19 protein-coding genes and 8 pseudogenes are annotated in these 25,964 nt (G+C 59.3%); 10 read left to right on the forward strand and 17 right to left on the reverse strand.

The window, feature by feature from the left end; translation table 11 throughout:
- Positions 1–805: 805 nt before the first annotated feature.
- The 3 genes and pseudogenes from panC to ACZYHG_RS31910 all read right to left on the reverse strand — a co-directional run bounded on the left by panC (position 806) and on the right by ACZYHG_RS31910 (position 2,714).
- Positions 806–1,676, reverse strand: a pseudogene (gene panC, locus ACZYHG_RS31900) (pantoate--beta-alanine ligase).
- A gap of 52 nt (positions 1,677–1,728) precedes the next feature.
- A complete protein-coding gene (locus tag ACZYHG_RS31905; RefSeq protein ID WP_464615107.1) occupies positions 1,729–1,902 on the reverse strand; it encodes a hypothetical protein in 174 nt (57 codons plus the stop codon).
- A gap of 608 nt (positions 1,903–2,510) precedes the next feature.
- Positions 2,511–2,714, reverse strand: coding sequence for an IS4/Tn5 family transposase DNA-binding protein (locus ACZYHG_RS31910; RefSeq protein WP_464615108.1), 204 nt, complete (start codon positions 2,712–2,714; stop codon positions 2,511–2,513).
- A 116-nt stretch (positions 2,715–2,830) separates the two neighbouring features.
- Between ACZYHG_RS31910 and ACZYHG_RS31915 the strand changes: the two are divergent.
- Positions 2,831–3,045: pseudogene (locus ACZYHG_RS31915) on the forward strand (transposase domain-containing protein); the annotation flags it as partial.
- A gap of 755 nt (positions 3,046–3,800) precedes the next feature.
- Here ACZYHG_RS31915 and ACZYHG_RS31920 read toward each other — a convergent pair.
- From ACZYHG_RS31920 to ACZYHG_RS31955, 8 genes and pseudogenes are all read right to left on the reverse strand, one after another.
- The gene (locus ACZYHG_RS31920; protein ID WP_464615109.1) at positions 3,801–4,895 is read right to left on the reverse strand and encodes a hypothetical protein; all 1,095 of its coding nucleotides are present in this window, start codon (positions 4,893–4,895) and stop codon (positions 3,801–3,803) included.
- Between the two features lie 91 nt (positions 4,896–4,986).
- Positions 4,987–5,418 carry a hypothetical protein gene (locus tag ACZYHG_RS31925; RefSeq protein ID WP_464615110.1) on the reverse strand — a complete coding sequence of 144 codons (432 nt, stop codon included), beginning with the start codon at positions 5,416–5,418 and terminating at the stop codon, positions 4,987–4,989.
- 23 nt (positions 5,419–5,441) lie between these two features.
- Positions 5,442–7,042 (reverse strand): annotated as a pseudogene (tnpC, locus tag ACZYHG_RS31930) (IS66 family transposase).
- A gap of 73 nt (positions 7,043–7,115) precedes the next feature.
- The gene (gene tnpB / locus ACZYHG_RS31935) at positions 7,116–7,460 is read right to left on the reverse strand and encodes an IS66 family insertion sequence element accessory protein TnpB (protein ID WP_464615111.1); all 345 of its coding nucleotides are present in this window, start codon (positions 7,458–7,460) and stop codon (positions 7,116–7,118) included.
- Positions 7,457–7,810: a transposase gene (locus tag ACZYHG_RS31940; RefSeq protein WP_464615112.1), complete on the reverse strand. Its 354-nt coding sequence runs from the start codon at positions 7,808–7,810 to the stop codon at positions 7,457–7,459. The genes tnpB and ACZYHG_RS31940 overlap by 4 nt, the downstream gene beginning before the upstream one ends.
- A 146-nt stretch (positions 7,811–7,956) precedes the next feature.
- Entirely contained in the window at positions 7,957–8,343 is a 387-nt protein-coding gene (locus tag ACZYHG_RS31945; RefSeq protein ID WP_464615113.1) for a hypothetical protein, read from the reverse strand.
- Positions 8,343–8,534, reverse strand: coding sequence for a hypothetical protein (locus ACZYHG_RS31950; protein WP_464615114.1), 192 nt, complete (start codon positions 8,532–8,534; stop codon positions 8,343–8,345). Before ACZYHG_RS31950 ends, ACZYHG_RS31945 begins: the two co-directional genes overlap by 1 nt.
- A 115-nt stretch (positions 8,535–8,649) precedes the next feature.
- A complete protein-coding gene (locus tag ACZYHG_RS31955) occupies positions 8,650–9,021 on the reverse strand; it encodes a hypothetical protein (RefSeq protein ID WP_464615115.1) in 372 nt (123 codons plus the stop codon).
- A 215-nt stretch (positions 9,022–9,236) separates the two neighbouring features.
- Between ACZYHG_RS31955 and ACZYHG_RS31960 the strand changes: the two genes are divergently transcribed.
- The gene (locus ACZYHG_RS31960) at positions 9,237–10,865 is read left to right on the forward strand and encodes an IS1634 family transposase (RefSeq protein WP_464614942.1); all 1,629 of its coding nucleotides are present in this window, start codon (positions 9,237–9,239) and stop codon (positions 10,863–10,865) included.
- Between the two features lie 67 nt (positions 10,866–10,932).
- Positions 10,933–11,421: pseudogene (locus ACZYHG_RS31965) on the forward strand (IS1634 family transposase); the annotation flags it as partial.
- Between the two features lie 344 nt (positions 11,422–11,765).
- Here ACZYHG_RS31965 and ACZYHG_RS31970 read toward each other — a convergent pair.
- The 5 genes from ACZYHG_RS31970 to ACZYHG_RS31990 form a co-directional block, all read right to left on the reverse strand.
- A complete protein-coding gene (locus tag ACZYHG_RS31970) occupies positions 11,766–12,845 on the reverse strand; it encodes an IS5 family transposase (RefSeq protein WP_464614994.1) in 1,080 nt (359 codons plus the stop codon).
- Positions 12,846–13,064: 219 nt separating this feature from the next.
- Complete coding sequence (locus ACZYHG_RS31975; RefSeq protein ID WP_464615116.1) at positions 13,065–13,523, reverse strand: DUF488 domain-containing protein; 459 nt, start codon at positions 13,521–13,523, stop codon at positions 13,065–13,067.
- A complete protein-coding gene (locus ACZYHG_RS31980; protein ID WP_464615117.1) occupies positions 13,498–14,148 on the reverse strand; it encodes a DUF488 domain-containing protein in 651 nt (216 codons plus the stop codon). The genes ACZYHG_RS31975 and ACZYHG_RS31980 overlap by 26 nt, the downstream gene beginning before the upstream one ends.
- An 84-nt stretch (positions 14,149–14,232) precedes the next feature.
- The gene (locus ACZYHG_RS31985) at positions 14,233–14,988 is read right to left on the reverse strand and encodes a dual OB domain-containing protein (RefSeq protein WP_464615118.1); all 756 of its coding nucleotides are present in this window, start codon (positions 14,986–14,988) and stop codon (positions 14,233–14,235) included.
- A 402-nt stretch (positions 14,989–15,390) separates the two neighbouring features.
- Positions 15,391–16,731 (reverse strand): NAD(P)/FAD-dependent oxidoreductase, encoded by a 1,341-nt coding sequence (locus tag ACZYHG_RS31990; RefSeq protein ID WP_464615101.1) that lies wholly within the window; start codon positions 16,729–16,731, stop codon positions 15,391–15,393.
- A gap of 494 nt (positions 16,732–17,225) precedes the next feature.
- Here ACZYHG_RS31990 and ACZYHG_RS31995 point away from each other — a divergent pair.
- The 4 genes and pseudogenes from ACZYHG_RS31995 to ACZYHG_RS32010 all read left to right on the forward strand — a co-directional run.
- Positions 17,226–17,802, forward strand: a pseudogene (locus tag ACZYHG_RS31995) (recombinase family protein); the annotation flags it as partial.
- Between the two features lie 121 nt (positions 17,803–17,923).
- Positions 17,924–18,895: an ornithine cyclodeaminase family protein gene (locus ACZYHG_RS32000; RefSeq protein ID WP_464615119.1), complete on the forward strand. Its 972-nt coding sequence runs from the start codon at positions 17,924–17,926 to the stop codon at positions 18,893–18,895.
- Between the two features lie 469 nt (positions 18,896–19,364).
- Positions 19,365–20,480, forward strand: coding sequence for an IS110 family RNA-guided transposase (locus tag ACZYHG_RS32005; protein WP_464615049.1), 1,116 nt, complete (start codon positions 19,365–19,367; stop codon positions 20,478–20,480).
- Positions 20,481–20,857: 377 nt separating this feature from the next.
- A pseudogene (locus ACZYHG_RS32010) lies at positions 20,858–21,947 on the forward strand (IS630 family transposase).
- Between the two features lie 398 nt (positions 21,948–22,345).
- Here the strand turns inward: ACZYHG_RS32010 and ACZYHG_RS32015 are convergent.
- The gene (locus ACZYHG_RS32015; protein WP_464615049.1) at positions 22,346–23,461 is read right to left on the reverse strand and encodes an IS110 family RNA-guided transposase; all 1,116 of its coding nucleotides are present in this window, start codon (positions 23,459–23,461) and stop codon (positions 22,346–22,348) included.
- Between the two features lie 203 nt (positions 23,462–23,664).
- Between ACZYHG_RS32015 and ACZYHG_RS32020 the strand changes: the two are divergent.
- The 3 genes and pseudogenes from ACZYHG_RS32020 to ACZYHG_RS32030 all read left to right on the forward strand — a co-directional run.
- Positions 23,665–24,090: pseudogene (locus ACZYHG_RS32020) on the forward strand (IS3 family transposase); the annotation flags it as partial.
- 171 nt (positions 24,091–24,261) lie between these two features.
- Positions 24,262–25,545 (forward strand): ATP-grasp domain-containing protein, encoded by a 1,284-nt coding sequence (locus tag ACZYHG_RS32025; protein ID WP_464615120.1) that lies wholly within the window; start codon positions 24,262–24,264, stop codon positions 25,543–25,545.
- Between the two features lie 98 nt (positions 25,546–25,643).
- A pseudogene (locus ACZYHG_RS32030) lies at positions 25,644–25,838 on the forward strand (hypothetical protein); the annotation flags it as partial.
- Positions 25,839–25,964: the final 126 nt, after the last annotated feature.

The following is a 25,964-nucleotide window of genomic DNA, read 5'->3' on the forward strand; positions in this document are numbered from 1 at the left end:
GCCTCGACTTCCCTCATGTGAAGTGGTCATCGTTGCGGCGCCGTTTCTCCCGATGGCGAGACCAGAAAGCAGCTCAAAGTAGCCTCGGAGATTGGCAGGTAATGTCATCCATGAACGACCATATGCAGCTAGCGCCGTTGATCAACGTGATGCTTGTCGACTGTTGGAGTCGCGGTTGGGAGCTGAGGCATCATAGAAACGTTTTAGCTGCGTGGATTCTGGTTCCGCTAGAACAGAAGACAATCTGAAGGTCGGATACCTCCAAAACAGCCCTCGAAGCCCCGCTTTGACCCAAGTCGCGCGTCTCGATCCAAGATGGTTCAGATCAGGCCGCATCAGTTGGCACGGCGGATGCTCCGAACTCTTTTCTGGGATTTATCGCATTGCCCAAGCTGAGCGGCTCGTTGCTCTTGCAAATCGCATGCCGCCATTGGCAAGGAAATGCCGGTAGAGGGAATAGTTCCCATGTCACCGAACCATGTTTTTCTCGAACTCGACTAACTCCTCGCGATCTCCAAATGGCGGCGCTCGCGACGCCGATTCACGCGAGATCATCGGGTGATAATTAGATCACGCAAATTGGAATCGCATTGCCATTTGCGGCCAGTCTTTTGACATCTGCCGCCATATTTCCACTGGACGACGATGAACCCCACATCGCCGGTTCATCTTGCGGTTTTTCGCTAGAGCGGCACCGGAGCTGATTAATCGCTGGCGATTCCCGATCAGCGATTGATGGTTCAATCTGCCTGGAATTCGCCTCGCGCACTACTCGGTTCGGAGTAGTAGAAGGGCATGCACCGCCTCAAGCCGCCGTGCGCGTGATGGCTCCTGGCCGGGACGGCACCTCGACATTGTCGATCAGCCGCGTCTCGCCAAGGCCAGGCAGCCGCGAGCAAGCGTCCGGGCCTGTCAAGCGTCTGCATCGGAGCGAGGTCCTCCTTGGCCAGGAGTTCGAGATACTCGATCCGGGCGTAGCCTGCCGCGACAATCGCCAACCGCGCCTCGTCGAGCGTCGCGTCGACCGACGCGCCTCCGGCGATGCGTGCGGCCGCATCGAAGAGGATTGCGGCAAGCCTCGGCGCGACCTGCCGCTCCGCCAGCGACAAGTGCACGTTGCGCGACGACATTGCCAGGCCGTCCTCCTCGCGGACCGTCGGGCAGGCGACTATCTCGATGGGGATATCCAGATCCACGCCATCCGTCGCCCACCTGCAACTGCTGGAAATCCTTCTCTCCGAAGAAAGCAAGATCGGCGCCCGTCTGGAGGAAGAGCTTGGCGACGACGGTGGCCACGCCATCGAAATGACCGGGACGATACGCACCGCACAGGCCCTCGCTCACCCCGCTTACCGAGACGGTGGTGGCAAAGCCCTCCGGGTACATTTCTGCTCCTTCCGGCGTGTAGAGCATCTGCGCGCCGAGCGGCGCCAGCTTGGCGGCGTCTGCGTGCTCCGTGCGCGGATACGCGGCGAGGTCGGCGGCGCTGTTGAACTGCTTCGGGTTAACGAAGAGCGTCACGATGACTCCGGTCGGCGCGCTCCAGCGCCGCGCGCACCAAGCTTAGATGCTTCATGCAGGGCGCCCATGGTCGGCACGACGGCGACCTTCAGACCCTGCCTGGGCCACTCGGCCACGATCCGACGCAGTTCTTCGGCACGGCAGCCGGACTTCATGACCTTATGCAACACCTCCGCCTTCCAGCGCAGGGCCCTAGCAGCCGAGCTTCTAAACCGCCGCGGAGAGATCGTCGACCGGCAAGTTGGTCACCAGCTTCCAGTCGATTGGCTCGCGGCCGGGCGGCGGATCCTCTTCGAGGGCGTGGATGTAAGTCAGAACCTGCGGACTGTAGCGCTTCTGCTTGCCCACGGGCGGCAAGTTTTTGATGGCGGCAAACTTCACCTGCAGCCAGGTCGTCTCGTCCTGATCGACCGTAGTGCGATGACGTCCTGCCCAAGGTGCCGCCGCAAGTTGGGCGAAGACGCCATGAGCAGGATCGTGTGGGGCAGCATCGCAGGCCGCTCGGCACCCGAACGAGGAAGCTGGTACCAAGGTCCTGCGCGGTGCAATAGAGCTCGTAGATGTCGCTCTCCCGGTCACCCACATGCACGCAGCGCTCGGGTGCGCCAACGAGCGCGATGGACTGGCGCAGGTTCTCCAGCCAGCGGTAGCTCTCCTTCGTCTCGATCGGCACGCGCGTGGGATTGATGTGCCGCTTGAGCGCGAGCTCCCCTTGAATTTCGCGTCCAGAACTTCACCTCCGTCAAACCGAGGGGTGTGCCGGTGACGGCCAGGCTCGAATGCATCAGCACCCCGCACCAGGTCAGCACGTTGGGCTGCCCGGCCATGTAGCGCCCGGCGTTGATGGTCTTGGTGAAGCCGATTTTGCCCGGCTGCGCGCGGCTGTAGATAAATTCGGTCGTGTCCTGCAGGATAAGGATCGGACCTTCGCTCGCCGCAATGCGCGCCGCGGTCGCGGCGAAAAATGGCCGGTGAGAACGCTATGTCGGTCACACGCGGGTTGTCAAAAAAGCGGTAGGCCGCCTTCGCCGCCGCCCAGTCGCGCAGGCCGCCGGGATTGGCTTGCCCGGCGCAGCTGACATCTGATCCAGCAACCGTCGCAGCCGACGGGCCAGACGCTTGTCGGGAAGGGCCGCCGCAGAAAGCTCTTCCTCCTGCCAAGCGGCTTCGCTGCTGCCGGTCTTGTCTCGCATCCGTGACGCCTCCGTGATTCGGCCTCACGGACAGAATCACGGCAGATTCATACGGGGCAATGGGCTCGCCGACGATGTGGGTAATCAGAAGCTTCACCGGATGCATACGCCATGTCCGGAAGTCATGGCTCTTCGCCGGCTCCGATCGCGGCGCCGAGCGTGCGCCTTCATGGCGACGCTGATTACAAGAGCCAAGCTCAACAACATCGATCCGCAGGCCTGGCTTGCCGATGTCCTCGCCCGCATCGCCGCAACGCTGATCACGCGGCTCGAGGACCTGCTTCCGTGCAATTGGAGCCCGTTGACGATCGTGGCAGCCAAAGCTGCCTGATCCTGGCTTCACCTTGCGCCGTTCACACGATCAGACAGAAGAGGCCGTCCGTTGGGATACCGCAACTCCGCTCTCTACACCCTCAAATACGTCGCCGAGATGCTCGATAAGGACGAAGAGTTCTTGCCTTCTTGCGCGATTGCTCGATCGAGTTGTTCTCCGAAGATGGCTGCCTGAGCGCCTACGATGAAATTATCCCGCCTCGGAATTGAGCGAAGCCATCCACGTCTTCACGTCTTCACCGAAGGCGGAATCGAGAATCTTTGGTCATCGATGAGCGCAGAGCAGCGGGCGACACACCGCCGAAACCCTACCGCAGAAGACCGTCGCCCGAAGTCATGCTACCGCGGCCTTGGCCGTACTTGGCCGTATGGATATATGGATACAGGACGCTTGCCGCTACAGTGTAAGCACCCGGCGAGACCAGATCGGATGGTTACGCAACAGTCGCATACCTGGGACTTCATGAATGCGCTTCGGGGACAAGCTGAAAAGGGAGCGGCGGAGCGCTACGGCAACGGGACGTACCCCATGCTTAATTCGCTTCTCTTTGGAGTACATAGCCGTCAAACTGGACCACGTTAGCGCCTGCGGCTCTCAGCTGTGGCAAAAAGGTTTCAACACGCTCGGTTGTTGCCGCGACTAGGATTTGGTTAGCTTGCCCACAGGCGGCTGCTTTTGTGAGGAATGCGGTCAGGTCTCGTTAATCAATCGCCTGCTGATCGGGTTCGTCGAAAATGAGCAGATGGGGGTGGTTAACATTCTTGTTCTCCGCAAGACCAAGCAGGGCTAAGGTAGTATGCCCATTTGATTCTAATTCCATCACTGCCGGACATCTCAAAGCCTAGCTCGCGCACGATTGTCTCGCCCTCGTCGTCGGTTAGAAGCGCGAGAGGGCGGAAATCGTCCCGTGATACTTGAATTGACGTGGATGGAACAGACGAAAAATGGAATGAGGCTAAGTTGTCCTGAAGTCTCTCAGTTATCATTTTCACTTTTTGCTTATCTTCCTCCGTCAGGCCCTCGCCTCGTATATTAGACAATTCGGCGGAAATGCGACGAGATTCTTTCGAAAGCGCCTCAAATCCTGCGGCGAAGGATCTGCTCATGGAGATCATGTTATTGTAGCGATTTAGCTTTGCTTGACAGCGAACAATCTTCTCAATTAGGGTTCGCGATGGTGAATTGTTCGGCTTCCTGAGGCTATCTTGTAACTCCCGAATACGCGCGGTTTTATCACTCAGCTCGTCCGTAGAGACATTGAACACGATTCTTAGCTCTGCTGCTTTGTTCTCGGAACTGTTCGCGGTCGCGGTATAGAGTTCGATTTGGGATTTGATGAAGGCGATATTTTCCTCGATCGCCATCCCCTTCGCGTGAGTGTGTTGCGGCAACAGTTCGGCGTCCAATTCTTGATGACATGTTGGGCAGAGATGCTCAACCGCCGAGGCTCCCAAGCTCGAGCCAAACCGCCTTAACTTTAGAGCATCCTCATTTCGGATAAGATCAATCTCTAGCGCGGAGACTCGGCGGCGATGTTCTGTTACATCTTCTCGAATTGCGGCCATCTCATCGCGCAAAATCCCTATTTTTGCCTCCAGCTCTTCTGTGCGGGCATAGGTATTTCGTAGCTCACTCTCTACTTCGGGCACCACATCTTCCGTTTGCGGTAGTTCGCGCGCCTCAAGGTCTTGCAGCTCGCGCTCATTCGTATCAATGGCTTGCTGAAGGACTAGCCATTCATCTCCGTCATAAACTTCAATGGTTATACCGTCTTCGCCTTCAAAACTTTCGTTCGGCTTGGTGGGGATATTGGGCAGGCGCACCAAATTGCCGAGGCGGTCAAGCACTTGTCCTCGGGCAACGGACCACGCCGACTGCACCGTCAGTAGTTGTTTATTTAGCTCTAGCCGTACTCTTCGCCTCTTCCCATCCTCCAGGTCAATTAGGAACTCGACAACTCTGCGCGCTACATCCTGTATGCGGAGTGGGGAACGGGCCTTGTACTACACCCCATCCGCGCTTTTGTTCAACGAAGAGCATCGGAAAAATTGCTTCTAAATACAGCGGAATCTCTCGGCCGGCGAATGTGAGGACCTGCGGGATGTCCCATCCGATGAATCTCGACAGGAAGTTGTGAAAACCGTCGGGGTGCTGAGCGGAGCCCTTATCGTGAAGAAAGAAATCTCGCTCCGTCGCGTTGCCATTGGGGCCGCCAACTACCGCGCGGATAAGCTTCCTATCGTTGCCGCCGACGACATCGCGGCGAATTCGCAGCGTGAGGCCCTCTTGGTTCTCTAATTCGAGGACTACATGCGAGGACACCAGCGTCTCATATGCGGCATTTTTGCTCTGGCGAATGCGCTCCCGCATGGTAAGCGCGCAGCCGAGGCCGTTCAGGCCTTGTAATTCCAGGGCATGAGCTGGTCGATTTGGGAGATGGGCCAGCGGTTGGCGATGCGCTCGAGGGTCTGGGTGAGCCAGGCGAGCGGATCGACGTTGTTCATTTTGGCGGTCTGCAGAAGGGTCGCGACAGTCGCCCACGTGCTTCCGCCGCCGTCGCTGCCGGCAAAGAGCGCATTCTTTCTGACGATGGTCTGGGGTCTGATTGCCCGCTCTACGATATTGGAGTCGATCTCGACACGGCCGTCGGCGAGGAAGCGTTCGAGGGCAGCCCGCCTGGAGGTAGCGTAGCGGATCGCCTCGGCCAGTTTTGATTTTCCCGAGATCCGCCGCAGCTCCTTTTCCCAGAGCTTGAAGAGATCGGCGACGATGGCGGCGGAACGGTCCTGACGGGCGGCGGCGCGTGCGGCAGGAACCAGGCCGCGAACCTCCGCCTCGACGGACCAGAGCTTGGCCATGGTGGCAACGCTCTGCGTCGCGACCTGGGAACTGCCGTTGATGTGCAGCTCGTAAAACCGGCGGCGTGAGCCCAGCAGCCCGCGAGAGCGACGGCCTCATTGGAGTTCGTTCTTGCCTTGGCGAGCTGCGTGTAAGCCGAGTATCCATCCACCTGCAGGATGCCGGTGAAGCCCGCCATATGGCGCGCAACGCAGTCGCCGCCGCGACCATCCTCGAAGCGATAGGCGACCATGGGTGGGCTGACGCCGCCGAAGGGCCTGTCGTCGCGCGCGTAAGCCCATAACCAGGCCTTCCGAACCCTTCCGGTTCCCGGTGCCAGTGTCGGCAACGAAGTTTCATCGGCAAAGACCCGCTCGCCCTGCTTGATCCGACGCCACTCGCCGATTATGTTCTGGAACGTGAGCTCGAAGCCGACCTTCCCCATCCATTGCGCCATCAGCGAGCGGCTGAGCTCGACCTTGTCGCGGGCATAGATCGCCTCTTGGCGGTAGAGTGGCAGGCCATCGGCATATTTCGACACGGCGATCTGCGCCAGGAGCGTCTCGGTCGGGATGCCGCTTTCGATGATATGGGCCGGTGCCGGAGCCTGGGACACGCCATCGCGGTCCCGGTAAGTGTATTTCGGGCGACGGGTCACGATCACCCGGAACTTTGCCGCCGTCACGTCGAGACGTTCGGACACATCCTCGCCGATCAAGATCTTGTCGAGCCCTTCGCAGCCGTCCGGCACCTCTGGCTCAATCACCTGCTCGACCCGCTCCAGATGCGACGCAAAGCCCTTGCGCGGACGCGGTGCGCGCTTCGGACGCTCCTGACCGGCGCCCTGCAGCTCGGCTTGGATGGCCGAAAGACCCGTTTCGATCTCGTCGAGCACAAAGGCGTACTGGTCGTCGTCCGCCGCGCCGCCCAGCCGCTCTGAGCGCCGGCCGTAGCGCGCCCGCTCCAGCATCTTCACGATCGCCGTCAGCGTCGCGATGCGCTCGTCGGCAGCCTTGCTGATCAGGGCGAGATGATTGGTCTGTGCTTCCAGGTCGCTATTGCGCGCCTCGAGCCGAGCTGCTTGCCCAGCCATAGCCAAGACCATCGCTTTCAGCGCATCAACATCCTCGGGAAGCTCTGCAACGGTCGGCGACATGACCGCATTTCAGCACGGAAAGAGCGATTTTCCCAACCGGTTCAACAGCGTGATTCACTTTGCCACAGCAGCATTAGCCGGCCGATAGCGGCCGCTTCACGGTCGGTGGCCGGACCTTCTTCCAATCCATTCCGTCGACCAGCGCCAGCAACTGGGCGTGGTTGAGCTGGACTCGGTGGTGGCCGATCCGCGGCCAGCAGAACTGCGATTTCTCCAGCCGCTTGGCGTAGAGGCAAATCCCCGACCCGTCCCACCACGCGATCTTGATCCGGTCAGCCCGTTTCGCTCGAAAGACATACAGGGCACCATTGAACGGATCTGCCCCAGCATCGCGCACCAAACCAAGAAGGCTGTCTGGACCTTTCCTAAAATCAACAGGATGACTGGCCAGATAAACCTTCACACTGGTCGGGATCATGCCGAGCGCACCGCTCGCAGAACGCGCCGCAGATGTGCTTCCTCGACATCCGGCCCGATCCGGATCCTCGCCCCGTCGATCTCGACCTCAACGAGCCTGGACACCTCAATCGTGCTGCGGACCGATGATGGCAACTCGTCTATGCGCCGCTCAGACGAGTTCTTTCCCGCCGCGATCGACCGCCATCCGAACAGTTGGGCTGGACTGATCCCGATCTCTCGGGCCAAGGCTGAGACGTTCGCCCCAGGCTCAAAGCTCTTGGCCACCATCGCCGCTTTAAACGCTTCGGACCAGCGCCGACGTCGCGCAATTGGCGCACCTTCAAACGGGGCTGGAAACGCCTCGATCAAGTGAAAACTTCTATCCGCAGGCATACGCGTAGACATAGAACATGGCACCAGTCTGGATCCTCGTGCCAAATGTCGCCTGAAGCCTTACCTAAAACCAGATGGGATGCCCTTGGCGCTTACCCCGCATGACCTGGGCAAACGGAACATCAAGGTTGGGAGAAAGCATACGTTCGAGCCCGAAGCCGTACGCGATCCCATTTGAGCAGGGTCTCACCCGCCATTAAATCCAACGCGCGTCCAAGAGCAGGTTCAACACTCATTCTCCATCGTCGAACGGGGACCGACCCCGTCAAGATTTCGGATAAAAGTTGTCGTTTGATGGGATTGATCATCGCGTCATTGATGATGTGCAGACGCGCTAATGAGGAACGCTGTGCGGGCGAGTTGTGCATGATGATCAGCAGCGCGCCAACTCGCCAGCCTATCCTCATATCTCCCGGAACAGGGACCGGACGCTTTCTAAAGCTGAAGGGCGAGTGTTGCGGCAATAACTTCTGGGCTGTTCCGTTCTCGTCGCTGGGTGATTTTGCCATCACTGCGCCTCGGGAAAATCGAGAGGGCATCGCATGAGCCAGTCCGCCAGGGTGCCATTCGCAAGTTGAATGATAGTCGCCGAGGCTAATGTTGGTACGTCACGGTGAAGCCCTGCTTCGATTCGCTCTAAGCTGCTGCGTAGTTGGTCGGCAGGCCCAAAACTGGTCGCTTCAGCGGAAATCGTATTCATCGCGCGCTCCCAGAGTATGGGGTAATCTCGACGGAGAAAATCAAGGGTGTTGTTTCTTTTGATGTGGTTGCGCGTGTGCACTGCCTTCCGTTTCAGAATTTGTTATTCAGTGCTGTTAGGGAAGGCACGGGTAAGTTTCGAATGCATCGTGTCGGACAGTTGTGTTCTCATATGTGCCGCTATCATCTCGGCGGGAGGGGGATTCCAAATCCACTCTGGGTGCAACTGGCAGGGCCTTCAACTGCCCGATTTCAAGTTCGAAATCATCTTGGCAGTGTACCAGCGCCTCAAAGGTCGAAGCCAAAAACGGCAACGAAAGCTTGGCAATTTTTCTTCCTTTGGCGCGTGTATGGTTCACAACCTTTTTGTCATCGAGGAATGGACAAAATAAAATCCACCGTTCGAACTTCTTGCCTTCAAACATCTTGGCCAAGAACTCTTTGTTAAGCTGCAGCTTGTCGAGATCAGTTGTCGCCTTTCGCTTCATGCCTTCAGAGGCCTTGGCAACGGTATCGTCCTGCGGTGCATAGCACTGATACCCGACTTGAACAGTTGGAGGTGAACGGATGGCGAACGCTGTCCGTTAAGCTATTGAATTCACTCGCCTCGAGTTTTCGGCGCGAAAATGTGTGGTAACAACATTTGATCTGCTAGCTGCATGTTGTATGGATTTTATGGCATTTATTCGCTAACAACGCTGGCATGTTTGTCGTTGAGAGAGTCGCGCGCGGCCACCGCTATCTTTACCTCGTGGAAAGTGTCCGCGACGGCAAAACCGTTCGCCAGCGCACGATAAAGGCGCTGGGCCGCAAGGATGCGCTGGTTGCCAGCGGCGAACTTGACAGATTGGCGGCCTCGATTGCGCGCCATGGCGAGCGCAGCCTCATCCTGTCCGACATTGACGCGGGGCGAATTGCCTCTCGCCGCATCGGCGGTCCGCTGTTGTTCGGGCGGCTGTGGGAGCGGCTCGGGATCGGCGATGTGCTGGAAGAGGTGCTGGAAGGGCGCCAGTTCGGCTTTGCGGTGGAACGGGCGGTGTTCATTGGCACGTTGCATCGGCTGTTCGTCTCGGGCTCGGACCGCGACTGCGCGAACTGGATGGCCGATTATGGTATCGAGGGCGCCGAGGGTCTGGCGCTCCATCACTTTTACCGGGCCATGGCGTGGCTGGGCGAGGAACTCGGCGAAAAGGCGCAAGGCGCGCTGGTGGCGCGCTGCGTGAAAGACGTGATCGAGGAAAAGCTCTTCGCGCGCCGGCAGGACCTGTTCACCGACCTCAGCCTTGTGTTCATGGACACCACCTCGTTGTCCTTCTACGGCGCGGGCGGCGAGACGCTGGGCAAGCGCGGGCATTCCAAGGACTTCCGCCCCGATCTGGCGCAAATGATCCTGGCGCTGGTCGTTGATGCCGAGGGCCGGCCGATCTGCACCGAGATGGTGCCCGGCAACACCGCTGACGTGACCGTCCTGTTGCCGGTGGTCGATCGGCTGCGAACGCGCTTCGGCGTCACACGCGCCTGCGTTGTCGCCGATCGCGGCATGATCAGCGCCGATACCATCGCCGCGCTCGAAAAGCTGGGCATGGAATACATTCTGGGGGCCCGCGAACGCTCGAGCAGCGTGATCCACAACGTCGTGCTCAATGACGCGGCACCGATGGTTCCGCTCGTTCTCGAGCGCCAGCGCGGTGAAACTCAGTTGTGGGTCAAAGAGGTCAAGGTCGGTAAAGACCGCTACATTGTCAGCCGCAATGACGCCGAGGCCGAGAAGGACAAGGCCGACCGCCAGGCGATCATCGCCGGCCTCGAGGCACAGCTCAAGAAGGGCGACAAGGCACTGGTCGGCAACTCGGCCTACCGGCGTTACCTCAAGGCCAGCGGCAAGAACTTCAAGATCGATGTCGGCAAGCTTGCCGAGGAAGCCCGGTACGACGGCATCACCGTGGTGCGGACCAACGCGAAGGTGACCCCGCTCCAGGCCGTGCTGCGGTATCGCGATTTGCTCGAGGTCGAGAGCCTGTTCCGCGCCGCCAAGGCAACCTTCAATACCCGGCCGATCTTCCACCAATCCGATGCCGCCATCCGCGGGCATGTGTTCTGCTCGTTCCTGGGGCTCGTACTCAGCAAGGAACTGTACCGCCTCTGCCGGGCCAAAGGCCTGACGCCCGAATGGCAGCCGCTTCTACGCGATCTCGACCGCCTCCAGGAAGCCACCATCGAAAAGGATGGTCGCATCGTCACCACCAGAACCCACGTTACGGGCCAAGTGGGCAACGTCTTCAAGGCAGCTGGCATCGCTCTGCCACACAACCTCGACGAACAACTCGCCTGAGATCATCCCCAAAATGTAGTGGTAACACGCGCCGGCGCGCGCCTAACGTGCTGATATAATAACATATTCTTACAGGCGGTGTTTAAGTGGGGTCAAGGCCAGCGGCAAGAACTTCAAGATCGATGTCGGCAAGCTTGCCGAGGAAGCCCGGTACGACGGCATCACCGTGGTGCGGACCAACGCGAAGGTGACCCCGCTCCAGGCCGTGCTGCGGTATCGCGATTTGCTCGAGGTCGAGAGCCTGTTCCGCGCCGCCAAGGCAACCTTCAATACCCGGCCGATCTTCCACCAATCCGATGCCGCCATCCGCGGGCATGTGTTCTGCTCGTTCCTGGGGCTCGTACTCAGCAAGGAACTGTACCGCCTCTGCCGGGCCAAAGGCCTGACGCCCGAATGGCAGCCGCTTCTACGCGATCTCGACCGCCTCCAGGAAGCCACCATCGAAAAGGATGGTCGCATCGTCACCACCAGAACCCACGTTACGGGCCAAGTAGGCAACGTCTTCAAGGCAGCTGGCATCGCTCTGCCACACAACCTCGACGAACAACTCGCCTGAGATCATCCCCAAAATGTAGTGGTAACACGCGCCGGCGCGCGCCTAACGTGCTGATATAATAACATATTCTTACAGGCGGTGTTTAAGTGGGGTGATACATGCAGTTGTTGGTCGTGAAAAACTCTAAGCCTGCATCACCTTGGACTTTATCCGGGACACGCTGGACGTTGGTTTTTCCGTGATGAAGTTGGACAGATCGATTTACCGCGGTTTTTGAACGGCAAGGCGGACAAACGGGTGCGGTTGGCCGAATCTGACACTATGACAAGGTTTTCGCCCCTTGCCTGGGTGGGGATGGCTGATCGATTTCGGCGTTGCGTCGGCGGTTTTCGCCGCACTCGCCGTTATGCGGACGCAGTTTGCCCCTCGTGCCAGACGAAGCGGGTGAGATTGTAGGCAAGGTTGGCCATGCCGATCTTCGTCCTGGCGCGGGCGATGCCGATGGTGCGCACGAACAGGCCCATCCTTGATTTCTGCTGCGCGAAGACGTGTTCGACGAATGCGCGGGTTTTCGATCTCCGCCCATTGGCCCGCGACGTCGCCTCGCTCATCGGCCGACCCTTCGGCTGCTTCTGGTGGATGTCAGAGACGTAGCCGTTCTTCTCCAGCCACTCCTCGTTCTTTTTCGAGCGATAGGCCGTGTCGGCCCACACCGTCGAGCCGGTGTTGCCGCGGTTGAGCACATTGCGAAGCTGCGCGCCGTCATAGGCTGACGCGCTCGTGACGTTCCATCCCCGGATGAAGCCGTGCCGGCGATCAATCGAGGCATGGTTCTTATAGCCGAAGGCGGGAATGGCGATGTCGCGTTGCTGCGCCTTTCCCTCTTCGGCGACCTTGGCTTTCGAGAACTTCACCGTCCAGCGTGCATCGCGGTCCTTCTGGCGCAGCTTCGCGGGCTTCTTCTTCCACTCGTCCGGAACCTTGCCCGCCTTGATGTCAGTCTTCTCGGCGTCGGTATTGCGCTGCTTGGGCGCCGCCACGATGGTGGCATCGACGATCTGCCCGCCCATCGCCAGGTAGCCGGCCTTGCCGAGGTGCTTGTCGAAACGGGCGAACAGGTTGTCCACCGCGCCGGCCTGTGTGAGATGCTCCCGGAACAGCCAGATCGTCTTGGCGTCCGGCACCCTGTCTCCGAGACCCAGCCCGAGGAAGCGCATGAAGGATAGCCGGTCCTGGATCTGAAACTCGGCCTGGTCGTCAGACAGGCCGTAGAGCGCCTGCAGAACCATGATCTTGAACATCATCACCGGATCGTAAGGCGGCCGGCCACCCTTCGCGCCATCGGAGCGCTTCAGCGCCTTGCCCAGCGGCTTGCGGAAAACCTCCCACGGCACCACCGCATTCAGCTTCTCCAGCGGATCGCCGGCCTCGCTCAGCCGGACATATCGCTCGTCAATGTCCCAGAAACCAGCCTGTCCCCGCATCCACTGCCTCCGTGCAAATCAACGCGTCGAGTGAATCAAAATCCGGTTCCAAAGGCGAGGTATTTCGAACTGTCCAGCTGCACGAGGGTCAGGGCATAGATTTGCCAGTGTGTTGGCTCCCAAACTCTCGGATGCATCAAGCAATCCCCCCTAGATAATTCGCAGCCTAGCTTAAACTCACTGTGATTGAACCCGCAGCAAGCGCCTGAGCGTGTGTTGTTAAAGATGGCGGACCTTTAGGGCACCATCCCACTTCGAATTTAAATACTCACACACCAATCTGCGGTGGCAATGGTGGGGTTTATCCTCGGAACAAAGTAAGCAGCCGCTCGAAAACATTTCCGGTTTCAACCGGGTCTCAATCCGTCTTTCTTCCATCAAGCGAAGGAACGATCGTTCATAACTTCCCCAGTCACCTTTGTGGCGTTTGAAAGCCTTTAGAATGTCATCCGTAGGCGCAAGGATCGGTTGATGGACGTACTGAACACCACAAATTTCTCTCAGAAAATATGCTAGGTCATCCGCTTTCGCGAAGCCTGCTAGCTGAGAGGTGTTGTGAAGTCTGACGTCGATTATTTTTTTTACGCTAGCTTTTTTAAGTCTCTCGAAGAAATTGGCAGCTGTTGTCTTTGTAAAGCCTATCGTGGCAAGCTCAACCAACTTTTCCGGCCCCTGCATTTAACTTTTTCGGAGCGATTTGACTATTTGGGAAAGCAACCTTTTGTGCCCGATCACGGTACGCCGCGGCCAGTCGCTTTGAGGGCGCCTCAAATAAATCCACATCCGCCTTTCCTGCCATGTCGAGTAGTTGTGCCTCTATTCGATCTTGATCCAACAGGTGGCCGTTGCCGAGAATGTGCTGAACCTTCACCCCTTGTTCGTGCAATGCTCGACCGACGAGAAGGCATCGGTGACAGTCAAGCGGGTTCCGCTCAGAGCACATTAACGCTATCCGATAAGACTTGGCCCCTTCAACTACCCGATCAATGCCGCAGGCAAAATCCTCCGTTTTTGCCATTCTCTCGTAATCTGCTACGCCTTTGCAGAAGAACTGCTTGCTTTTGGGGCGCCCGCCGAGTTCCTGTCCAAGAAATACATATTTGACGCGGTCCCCTCCAAGCTCGCGCTGCAGGTTTTCTTTATTGAAGTGCGGAAAATGCCGCGAGAACGGTGATGTTCTGATGTCCGCTATGGCATTAACGCCATGCAGCTTTAAAAGCGCGAAAAAGCTTTCATAGGAAAGCATTGAGTGGCCAATTGTGAACACTTGCAACGTCGAGCATCCTATCTCTTTCTTCGTCAACTGAGCCTTCTCCAAACGGAGTTTCCGACAATGAGCGTAGCATTGTGACCGCCGATCCCGATGCGCCTGTCTAACCCCTGCACCTCATAGGAACAAGAGACCGTTAACCTGAGCGTAGCAGGAGCGCGGCAATGCAGCAAAGGGACGGCACAACCCGAGACGGACATGGATCAATTCGCTGGCGTGGGCATCAGCCTCCAATGCCGCTATCTCACCGTCAATGAAGCGCCTATAGGCTGCATCGGCTGGCACGGAGAAATCGTAGTCGAGACCCTCGTACTCGACAAGGGCCCTGAGGCGGCGCCTTCCGTTTGCCGCTACATCACTGTAAAAACTAATCTCGTCAGGCTCGATTTCAATGGCGCCGAGCGATGCGGTATTCGTTCCGGCGGGCACTTGTGCCTTTCCACTTTGAGCGCGCACCAAATGGCCTCCGAATGCCTGTAACGGTGACGCAGAAACGCTTTCTGCAATGGACTGAACCATCTGCGTCGTGTTGAGACGCTCGAGAACCGCGATGTTGCTACCTGCGACTACAATCCGGTCTTCGGTCGCGTGGGGGAAAGGAAAGTGGTCAGGTGGTTTTGTCGCGGCAATAAGCACCTTATTCCCAACCGCGAAAACCTGTCCATCTCCAGCGAAATCGCCGCCCCAAAATCGAGAAGCCTCGACTGCAGCATTGGCCCCTGGCGGCTCGGGTCGTATCATCCGCTGTCGGTCAACGTCCCATCCGGCTACGCAGTAAAGACTTCCATACCGCGTTACATCCGTGATTATTAAGCTGTACTCTGCCACGATACCCCCCCCCGTAACTCGCTTACCTTTGGCTATAACTCGCACAAGTTCAAGGCGATTGAATTCATCTTAACAACTTAACTTTTAAGATATTGACGTGCGTCAAGCGGTTCGAAATACGCTGGTCTCCGCGGGGATCTGAAGAACTGCCAACAAGATTGCAGCCGCTCGTGGCGAAAAAACATTATCGGGGCAGGACAAACCAACACCCGGAGTTAAGTAGGTCGCTTGGCTGAGGCCCCGTCGACATATCTCATCAGCCCCTTGCTTCAAAATGAACGCCTTCTGAATGTCCGAAAACTTCAATGCATTCATTGTCTTCCGCTCCTCCCGAGCCAGGGGAACCTACAGCGGAAAACTCCAGTTGCGACCGATCCAGTTTTCAGGGAGCAGAGCACACTTATGGGTCTTGCCCTCATCGTCCCAACTCTGGCTTTGACTGCTAGGTCAGCTCCAGGGGAATGGCGAGTGGGAGGTCGGATGCAGCTTGCCTTCGGCGAAGCGCGAGAAGCGGAACGGCCGCAGCAGGTCGCTCTCGTTGCCGCAGATGTCGTCGGCCACCAGCTTGCCGACGCCGATCATCTTGTAGCCGTGGTTGCTGTCGGCGATCACGTAGACATTCTCGCAGAACCGGTCGAACACCGGGAATGAATCTGCCGTAAAGCTGCCGATGCCGCCGGACGGCTCCTTTTTGTATTTCGGCATGGTGCCTTCGAAGCGCTTCTGGCAGAAGGCCAGCGCCGATACCCACATATGGGCGAAGTCGTCGCCGACGATGAAGTCCGGGCTCTCCGGGCCGTAGGGATCGATCTTCACCTGCTCTGGCGGAGTCGGCACCTTGAACGGCATGGCGCCGCCCTGCACGCCGCCGAAGTGGAAATCGGGCTTGTAGTAGATGCCCCACAGCTTGTCCGTGATCACCGTGCCGTCGACATCGGAATGGAGCGGCGCATCGGTGTCCACATGGATCACTGGCGGCATCTTGCCGTCATTGGTGCGCTGCAGCTTCGGATCGACGCCGAGCGTGCCTTCCTGCAGCGACCAGAAGGTCCACATTGGCACGTCGTGGTGCAACTTGCCGTCGCGCCCTTTGATCGAGATCCCCTTCGGCAGTTCGAGCATGTCCCAGATCTGCTTGACCCACGGGCCGGTGCCGATGATGACCTGGTCGCAGCCAATCTTGCCCTTGTCGGTGACGACGGCCTTGACCGCGCCCTTGGCGTCCTTCTCGAAGCCGATGACCTTCACGCCGGTCGCGATCCGCACGTCCTCGTTCTCCGCTTTCTTGGCGAGGCCGTAGATCGAGCGCGTGTTGTTGGCATAGCCCCCCTTCTCCTCGTGCAGCACCGAGGTGATGCCCTTGGCCTGCCAGTCGGAGAATATGCCCTGCATGTACTTCATGCAGTCCTTCTCGCCCTCGATGAAGACCGACGGATAGCCAATCTCCTTCTGCTGCTGGTAGATGCTGGCGACGTCCGCGTGCATCACCTCGGGGCTGATCTGCATATAGCCGACCGGGTGGTAGGAGAAGGCCTCCGGGTCGCCTTCCCAGACCGAGACGCTGTGCGCCATCAGGCGGCGCATGGCGGGCTGGAAGTAGTTGTTGCGCACCACGCCGCAGGCAATGCCGGAGGCGCCCGCCGCGATGGCGGTCTTGTCGACGACCAGGATGTCCTTGCCGCTGCCCTTGCCGCTCTTGCGTAGGTTCTCGCCCAGATGCCAGGCGGCCGACAGACCGTGGATGCCGGCGCCTACGATGACGTATTTGACGTGACTCGGAAGTCCCATAGAGCAATGTCCTGTTGAATTTTGAGGCTGAACAATAGTTTGGGAGCCGCGACAACCCTTTGACATTTGGCGACACATTATCGATAGTATCCGCCATTATCGTTGCTATTCGAAGCGCAGCTGCATCGCGCCGTTGAGCGAGGAATGTGGCCTCGCGGTATTGTGCAACTCGACGACGGAACGCCCACGGGACCGATGTTTTAGCGCGGGCTTCTTTATACATGGCATCCTTGGACCGGGCGGCAGGTCCATATCGATGAGGTGTCTTCAGCACGAGCTGGCGCATCACGACTGCTCCGCGGGACGACCTTGCCGTGCTTGATCGCTGGCGAGACTTCTTCATAGCACAGGGATAGGCGCATCATTGTCTCACGATGCAAATCAGGGTTATGTCCATGCCGCGCCAGCCGACGACACCCCAGTCCGATCTGTTCTCCATCAGCACGCCGCGAAGACGATCTCGGTGACGCCGTGGCAGGCGGCTCCCAGAAGAAATGCGCCGGCGGCTGGGCGTCCATCAGGTTCTGTACAATCGCGAGAGCAGTATGCTTCAATATGCAATGCACGACCGCCTGACGGCGCTCGGCTGGTCCCCTATGGAGACGATCGATGAAGGTCTCGGTCACTCTGCGGCTGGCGGGCGCACGCGCCGGGTTTCGACCGGATGGTCGCCGAGCTCTGCCTTGGCCCAGGGCAATGACCGATTGCTGCCGGGATTGAGGGGAGCCTCAAACGAGTATGAGCTAGACCTTCTGCTCCCGCGCTCACTCTCGGAGCTATGATGAGGCTCCTCGCGCTCGTCGTTGCAGCCCCGTCGGCTTCGCGAAGGTCGATGACCAGTTTGAGAAGGATCCTGATCGCCGCGCGCAGGAGGCCATCAACTTGGTGTTTGACAAGGTCGCGGTACTTGGCAGCGCCGGCAGGCGCTGATGTGCTTCCTCGAGCACGGACTGGATTTGCTCGCCAAGCGCAACAACTGCGACGTGGTCTGGAGAGGCCGAACTATGCGACCATCCACCGTATGACCAGAACCCGATCTACGGCGGCGCTTTGGTAAGTCTGGCGTCGCGGCGGGATTCATGGTCGAGAAAACACAACAGGGGCAGAAAATGGCTGAAGCAGGAAAAGAGCATCCGGAGAAGCTCGCGAGTGGTGAGCCATGCGCTTGGGCGATTGTTGAGGAGAGTCGGCTATGAATGAGCAGTTGCTTTACCTGAGCGGGGCTGAAATCGCGGCCCTTAGGCCCAATCCAGCCGATCTACGCCTGAGCCTCGCGCGAGCGTTCCGTTTGCACGCGCAACACCGAGTTCAAGTGCGTCCGAAACAGACCCTCGCAATCGCTCCTGGACATTTCTTTCAAGCGCTGTGCGCAGCCTCGCCCGAGCCTCCTTATGCTGCAGCCAAATGGGTCGGCATTGCAGCTGAAAATTCCAGACGAGGGCTGTCGAACGTTAACGGTCTCGTTATCCTCAGTAATTTTAATACTGGACAACCTCTGGCTATCATGGACGGCAACAGCCTCACAGTTTTACGCACCGCCGCCATGTCGGCACTTGCGGCGGAATATCTTGCGCGCCCCGATAGTACATCCATTGGCTTCATAGGCTGCGGCCAACAGGCGCTTGGACACCTTGATGCAATGTACGATCTTTTCCCAGGATTGGCCGAAGCAGTTTGCTACGACCGTAACGCAACCTCTGCACGCCGGTTGGCCGTCATCGCAAGAGAGAAGGGTCTGCAAAGCCGCGAAACCACGGCGGCCGATGACGCGCTGGCCTGTGACATCGTCATAACGACAGTGCCCGGGACCGCTACGCTCACTCCCTTCCTCGATGCGGGCCTACTGCGTCCAGGCAGCTTCGTCAGCGCGGTCGACCTCGGTCGGTCGTGGCGCGTGGAAACGTTCAGCGCATTCGATCTTTGCGTCGTGGACGATCGCGCGCAGGCGGAGGATCCAGAAAACCGATCCAAGCTCGCCTATCCCGGCCCTTTTGATTCGGATCTGGCAATGCTGGCGAGCGGAGTTGAGCGTGGCCGTTCTTCGGATCCAAGCCAGCGCACACTCTTTCTATTTCCGGGCTTTGCCCTTGCCGACCTTGCAGTCGCCAGCGCGCTGTTCGAGACAGCCGTTCGAACCGGTCGAGGCGTCAGGCTGCAGCGTTAGGACTCTTGAGGCGCGGACGCAGAGAGTTCAAGTGCCAATGCATATTTGGGCATTCGCCAAAGCCGGCCATAAGGCGTCTCGGCTGGCTTTCGCGCTCTCCAGACCAGTGCGCGAGTTGCAGCTCCTGTTGGCAAAGAGAAGCGGCGGCGGGCCCCAAAAAACAGATGTTGCGGTCGCTATCGGGGCCAAGGATGGGCCCCGATGAAGGCGGTATGCGAGACGATGGCATCGCCCGCTCCGACATCGCCGGGCGTTGAGGGCCGTGGATCCGCCCTCCCCGAGCCCAATGGCGAACTGGTCTCCGGGATCGATGAGATCATTGAGACGCTGAGAAGAAGGCCATGCAGCTTCATGACCCGCTAGTCCCTATGATTGCTGGGCCTGAGGGCGGCCCGTCATCCGATATGCAACGGTACGAGGGTTAAGCCGGCTGGCCGGCGCAGAGCCTCATGCATAGGAGACGGGCCATATGGACCATATCAGATTTGTCGGTTTGGATATTCACAAGGAACGGATCTCGGTCGCGGTGGCGGAGAGCGGACGCTCCGGCGCGGTGGACTATCTCGGCGAGATTGCCAATGATGCTGATACCATCAGCAAGCTGTGCGACCGTCTCGGGCGGTCCGGCAAGCCGCTGGCGTTTTGCTATGAGGCCGGCCCGTGCGGCTATGGCGTTCATCGCCAACTCACGCGCCTCGGCCATCGGTGCGACGTGGTGGCGCCGTCGCTGATTCCGCGGAAGCCTGGCGATCGGGTGAAGACGAACCGTCGCGACGCCACCATGCTCGCTCGCCTCAATCGGGCCGGAGAGCTGACCCCCGTTTGGGTGCCCGACGCCGATCATGAAGCCATGCGCGACCTGATCCGGCTGCGCAGCGTCGTGCGACAGGTGGTGACGCGAGCGCGCCAACATCTTCAAGGATTTCTGCTGCGTCACGGGCGCAAGCATGAGCGTGGGACGGCCTGGCGAAAGGCTTACCGGCGATGGCTTTCGACATTGGCCTTCGACCATCCCGCTCAGCAGATCGCATTTCAGGACTACGTCGATGCCGTCATGGATGCGGAACGGCGCCTGCAGCAGGTCGAGGAACAGATACTCAGCCTGCTCCCGGAATGGAACCAGCGCCCGGTCGTTGACGCCTTGCAGGCGATGCGCGGCATCGCGCTGATTAATGCCGTGGTGCTGGTCGCGGAGGTCGGTGACTTCACACGCTTCTCAAACCCACGCCAGCTCATGGCCTATTTCGGCCTGGTCCCCGGAGAACAATCGAGTGGTGAGACCGTCTGGCGCGGCGGCATCACCAAGACCGGCAACACTCATGCCCGGCGCGCGCTGGTCGAAGGCGCCTGGGCTTACCGGATGAGAGCGCGCATCGGCCGGCATAAGGTCGACCGGATCGAGGCGCTGCCGAAAGTCGTTCGCGATATCGGGTGGAAAGCGCAAGTTCGACTGTGCACCCGATATCGTCGGCTGAGCGCGCGCGGCAAGAATGCGAACGTCGTCAATGTCGCCATCGCACGCGAGATGGTGGGCTTCATCTGGTCGATCGCCTGCACGGTTCAGTCCGCGCCAAAGGCGGCGTGACCACTATTTGACAGACAGCCAGCAGAGGAGACCACAACACAGGATCAGCCTCGGCGCGGTATGCGGCGCTGGAGGCGGGACAATGCCGGGGAGCCCTCGTCTCCACTATGAGCCTCGACGCTCGCCACCTAGACAGAGGCAGCCCCAAACGAAACCAGGTCATGCGGCCCGACCCGCGGATGAGAGATTGTTGACCGACGTTCAAGTCCCGCCTCTTGCACCTCATATCCGCCGTACAAGTGCCTCGACCGCCGATCGGATCGGCGGGCCGCAGCTTATGTCAAAGGCCATTGTCAGCAATCATGAGAGTGGATTGATCGAGACAAAGGAGTCCGACGGGGATTCCATCCTGGAGCGTGGCATGCGAGGCTGCCGGAATGCGCACAGGTATCGGCATCGACGTTACGGCATCGGACAGGACGCGGCTTGAGGCGATCGTTTTGGCGCGAGGTTCGCCCCAGAAGCATGTCTGGCGCGCGCGGATCATCCTGCTGACTGCCGATGGTCTGGGCACCGTGGCGATCATGGCGGCGACGGCCAAATCCAAGACCTGTGTATGGCGCTGGCATGAGCGTTTCATGGCCGAAGGTGTCGATGGCTTGGTGCGCGACAAGACTCGGCCGCCTGGCATTGCGCCTCTGATGCCGGGGGTGGTCAACAAGGTCGTGGCGCTGACGCTGGAGCCGCCCGATCACGAAGCGACGCACTGGACGGTCCGTGCAATGGCGAAAGCGGTCGGCATCGCGGCGTCTTCGGTTGTGAAGATCTGGCACGACCACGGTCTTGCGCCACATCGCTGGCGTCGCTTCAAGCTGTCCAATGACAAAGCCTTCGCCGAAAAGCTGCACGACGCGGTTGGGCTCTACGTCTCCCCACCCGCCCATGCCATCGTTCTTTCGGTCGACGAGAAAAGCCAGATCCAGGCGCTTGACCGCACTCAGCCGGGGCTGCCACTTAAGCTTGGCCGTGGCGGCACGATGACGCACGACTACAAGCGCAACGGTACGACCACGTTGTTTGCCGCGCTCAACGTGCTTGATGGCTCGGTCATCGGGCGCAACATGCAGCGCCACCGGCACCAGGAGTTCATCCGCTTCCTCAACGCAGTCGAGGCCGAACTCCCGGCCGACAAAGCCGTCCACGTCATTCTCGACAACTACGCCACCCACAAGCAGCCCAAGGTCCGCGCCTGGCTGGCCAGACACCCACGATGGACCTTCCACTTCGTGCCAACATCGTGCTCCTGGCTCAACGCCGTCGAGGGCTTCTTCGCCAAACTCACGCGCCGGCGCCTGAAATACGGCGTCTTCCACTCCTTCGTCGATCTCCAGGCCGCCATCAACCGCTTCATCACGGAGCACAACCAAGCCGAGGCCCTTCATCTGGAAGGCCGATCCCGACGAAATCATCGCCGCCGTCAGGCGCGGGCACCAAACGTTGGAATCAATCCACTCTCATGATTGCTGACAATGGCCTTTGACATAAGCTGCGGCCCGCCGATCCGATCGGCGGTCGAGGCACTTGTACGGCGGATATGAGGTGCAAGAGGCGGGACTTGAACGTCGGTCAACAATCTCTCATCCGCGGGTCGGGCCGCATGACCTGGTTTCGTTTGGGGCTGCCTCTGTCTAGCAGGCTGTTGAAAAACTGTTTTGTTCACGGAACGTATCAGAATCAGACCGAGCACAAACCAGATTCAAAACGGGTATCTCCGATCCTTTTTCCACAGCCTGCTAGGTGGCGAGCGTCGAGGCTCATAGTGGAGACGAGGGCTCCCCGGCATTGTCCCGCCTCCAGCGCCGCATACCGCGCCGAGGCTGATCCTGTGTTGTGGTCTCCTCTGCTGGCTGTCTGTCAAATAGTGGTCACGCCGCCTTTGGCGCGGACTGAACCGTGCAGGCGATCGACCAGATGAAGCCCACCATCTCGCGTGCGATGGCGACATTGACGACGTTCGCATTCTTGCCGCGCGCGCTCAGCCGACGATATCGGGTGCACAGTCGAACTTGCGCTTTCCACCCGATATCGCGAACGACTTTCGGCAGCGCCTCGATCCGGTCGACCTTATGCCGGCCGATGCGCGCTCTCATCCGGTAAGCCCAGGCGCCTTCGACCAGCGCGCGCCGGGCATGAGTGTTGCCGGTCTTGGTGATGCCGCCGCGCCAGACGGTCTCACCACTCGATTGTTCTCCGGGGACCAGGCCGAAATAGGCCATGAGCTGGCGTGGGTTTGAGAAGCGTGTGAAGTCACCGACCTCCGCGACCAGCACCACGGCATTAATCAGCGCGATGCCGCGCATCGCCTGCAAGGCGTCAACGACCGGGCGCTGGTTCCATTCCGGGAGCAGGCTGAGTATCTGTTCCTCGACCTGCTGCAGGCGCCGTTCCGCATCCATGACGGCATCGACGTAGTCCTGAAATGCGATCTGCTGAGCGGGATGGTCGAAGGCCAATGTCGAAAGCCATCGCCGGTAAGCCTTTCGCCAGGCCGTCCCACGCTCATGCTTGCGCCCGTGACGCAGCAGAAATCCTTGAAGATGTTGGCGCGCTCGCGTCACCACCTGTCGCACGACGCTGCGCAGCCGGATCAGGTCGCGCATGGCTTCATGATCGGCGTCGGGCACCCAAACGGGGGTCAGCTCTCCGGCCCGATTGAGGCGAGCGAGCATGGTGGCGTCGCGACGGTTCGTCTTCACCCGATCGCCAGGCTTCCGCGGAATCAGCGACGGCGCCACCACGTCGCACCGATGGCCGAGGCGCGTGAGTTGGCGATGAACGCCATAGCCGCACGGGCCGGCCTCATAGCAAAACGCCAGCGGCTTGCCGGACCGCCCGAGACGGTCGCACAGCTTGCTGATGGTATCAGCATCATTGGCAATCTCGCCGAGATAGTCCACCGCGCCGGAGCGTCCGCTCTCCGCCACCGCGACCGAGATCCGTTCCTTGTGAATATCCAAACCGACAAATCTGATATGGTCCATATGGCCCGTCTCCTATGCATGAGGCTCTGCGCCGGCCAGCCGGCTTAACCCTCGTACCGTTGCATATCGGATGACGGGCCGCCCTCAGGCCCAGCAATCATAGGGACTAGTTATAGGCTTGTGGTTGGGCGCGCCGATGAGCATGCGGCGCGCTGCGCAGCACGGCGTGAACGCGGCGGTAGGCATAGGTCGGCATCTCAAGTCGACATGCGGGAGGTCATGAAGAACGTCATGACGGGCGGCTCGCCGTCGACCGCTCGAACCTGCGCTGGTGCTCCGATGGGCCGAGATCGGCTGCGACAATGGCGAGAAGGTTTGCATCGCTTTCGCGCTCGACTCTGCCACCGCGAGGCCAACGCCGACACAGGGCATCAAGGGTAAGGACGTGCGCGACCTCATCATCACCGCTGTCGAAAGCCGCTTCGGCCAGGTCAACCGCAGGTTGACCCAACACGATCGAGTGGTACGGCTCCGGCTACATCGCCAACGAGACCAGAGCCCGCGACATTGGACTGGAGCCGAGGACGACGCCAGTGCAGAGCTCGCAATCGAACGGAATGGCCGAGACCTTCGTCAGGACGATGAAGCGAGACTATGTCCAAGTCTCACCGCTGCCTCGGGCGCCCACTGGTAACCAAAACATTGCAACAGATCGTTCAAATAACTTTACAGAATCTTTTGCGACCGCAGATCGCTGACGATGCTAGGTTCACCGCAAGGTCTGAAGGCAGGCGTGAATATGAGCCAACGCCGATTTTGCGTTCGGACCGCCGCACAGCACGCAACGGAGGTCAAGGCCAATGGCAAGAAGAGCGCTCATCCTGGTTGAAGGCACAAGGAGCAATGGTCTTCTATATGTGAAAGCGGCCCAGCGTCTTGGTCTTCATCCAATTACCCTGTCGGTTGATCCGGCTCAGTACGACTATCTTGCGGCGGGAGAAAGTGAGGCAATTCGTGTCGATACAGGCAATCTCGATGCGCTGATCGGCGAATGTTCCAGGCTGCGTGCTACATATGACATTGCTGGCATTACTGGCCTAGCAGGCGACGACGAGTCGGTCTCTACGACAGTTGGAAAGCTCTGCCGGCACTTCGATCTACCAGGACCGAACCCCGCATCCATCGAACGATGCTGCGACAAACTCGCTCAACGTCAGCTTCTCGCGCAGGCTGGCGTTCCAATACCTGCTTATCGCGTGGCAGCGAATGCGGCGGAGGTAGAAAGCTTTGCCGCTGAGATCGGCCTGCCGGTGGTTGTTAAGCCAGCCGTGGGCAGCGGCAGCATCGGTGTCCGATTGTGCCGCAATGTCGATGAGTTAGCCGAACATACGACCTATCTGTTGGGCGGGAAGCACATATGGCGGTCCTCGCCGAGAATACTGGTCGAGGAATTCGCACAAGGTCCCCAGTATTGCGCTGCAATAATGGGAAATGAGGTCGTTTGTATTTCAGCCCTTGATTTCGCTCCCCCACCATATTTTGTCTATCTTGGGGGGACCTATCCAGCCCCGCTGACTGAAGACGAGCATAGGTGTATCGTCGATGTTTCGCTGAGCTGTTTGCGAGCTCTAGGCCTTGGCTGGGGGCCAACGAATGTAGAACTGCGGTGGACCAAGCGTGGCCCAGTCGTCATTGAGGTCAATCCGCGTCTTGGTGGCAGTGCTCAAACGGTTCAGGCGGCTTACGGTGTCGATCTCGTAAGCGAGCACATCAAGCTGGTCATCGGCGAGGAATGGAATTTGCACAAAAGGCATTCGCATGTTGCGACCGCGCGGCTCCTGATTCCTGATCGCGATGGTATCCTCGATTGGATCGATGGCGACAGTCGGGCGGCTGCTATACCAGGTGTCGTCGAGGCGAAATTGTATGTCAAACCGAAGACGCCGATCGTCAGGAAAGGCGATTACCGAGACTGCATCGGATATGTCCTCGCCGCTTCACCCAGCCGTGCTCGGACAAAGGCAATAGTTCAGCGTGCCGTAGACGCAATTCATTGGTCGATCACACCATTTCCGACCGAACAGGAACCATCAGCGGCCTCTCACGTCTTCGCACCTGCGCAGGTGCCCTCGGGTGAAGGGTGATCGTCGCCAAACATTGGTGCAATTGAGAGCACGAGAGAGATGGTTTTTTTGACGGCCGTTAGCCAGGACGAGATCAGGCCGCATGTCCGCAATCGGTCGACGGTTATCTCATGGCGCGCGGCTATATTCTGCGGCGCGTTGCGGGCTACGGTTTTCCCAATGCGCTGCCACTGACCGTCGGAACTGAAAAAGCCAATCGCGGCGTAGTCGCCGCACTCATCGAGGATCGTGTCCCAGGGAGTGGTGTAGCTGACGGCTTGGTCGCCGCGCTCTCCGGCATGGGGCCGGGATGATCAGCGTGCCACGGCTGGCAGGCTGATGAGAGGATCATCGCTCATCTGGCTGATGGTTTCCAGATGGGTGGATGCCAGCCTTCCCCGGCGGCATCGCGATGTGCCAAGTTTGTGGTGTTAGAGCCA

The organism is Mesorhizobium subarcticum (assembly GCF_055456085.1).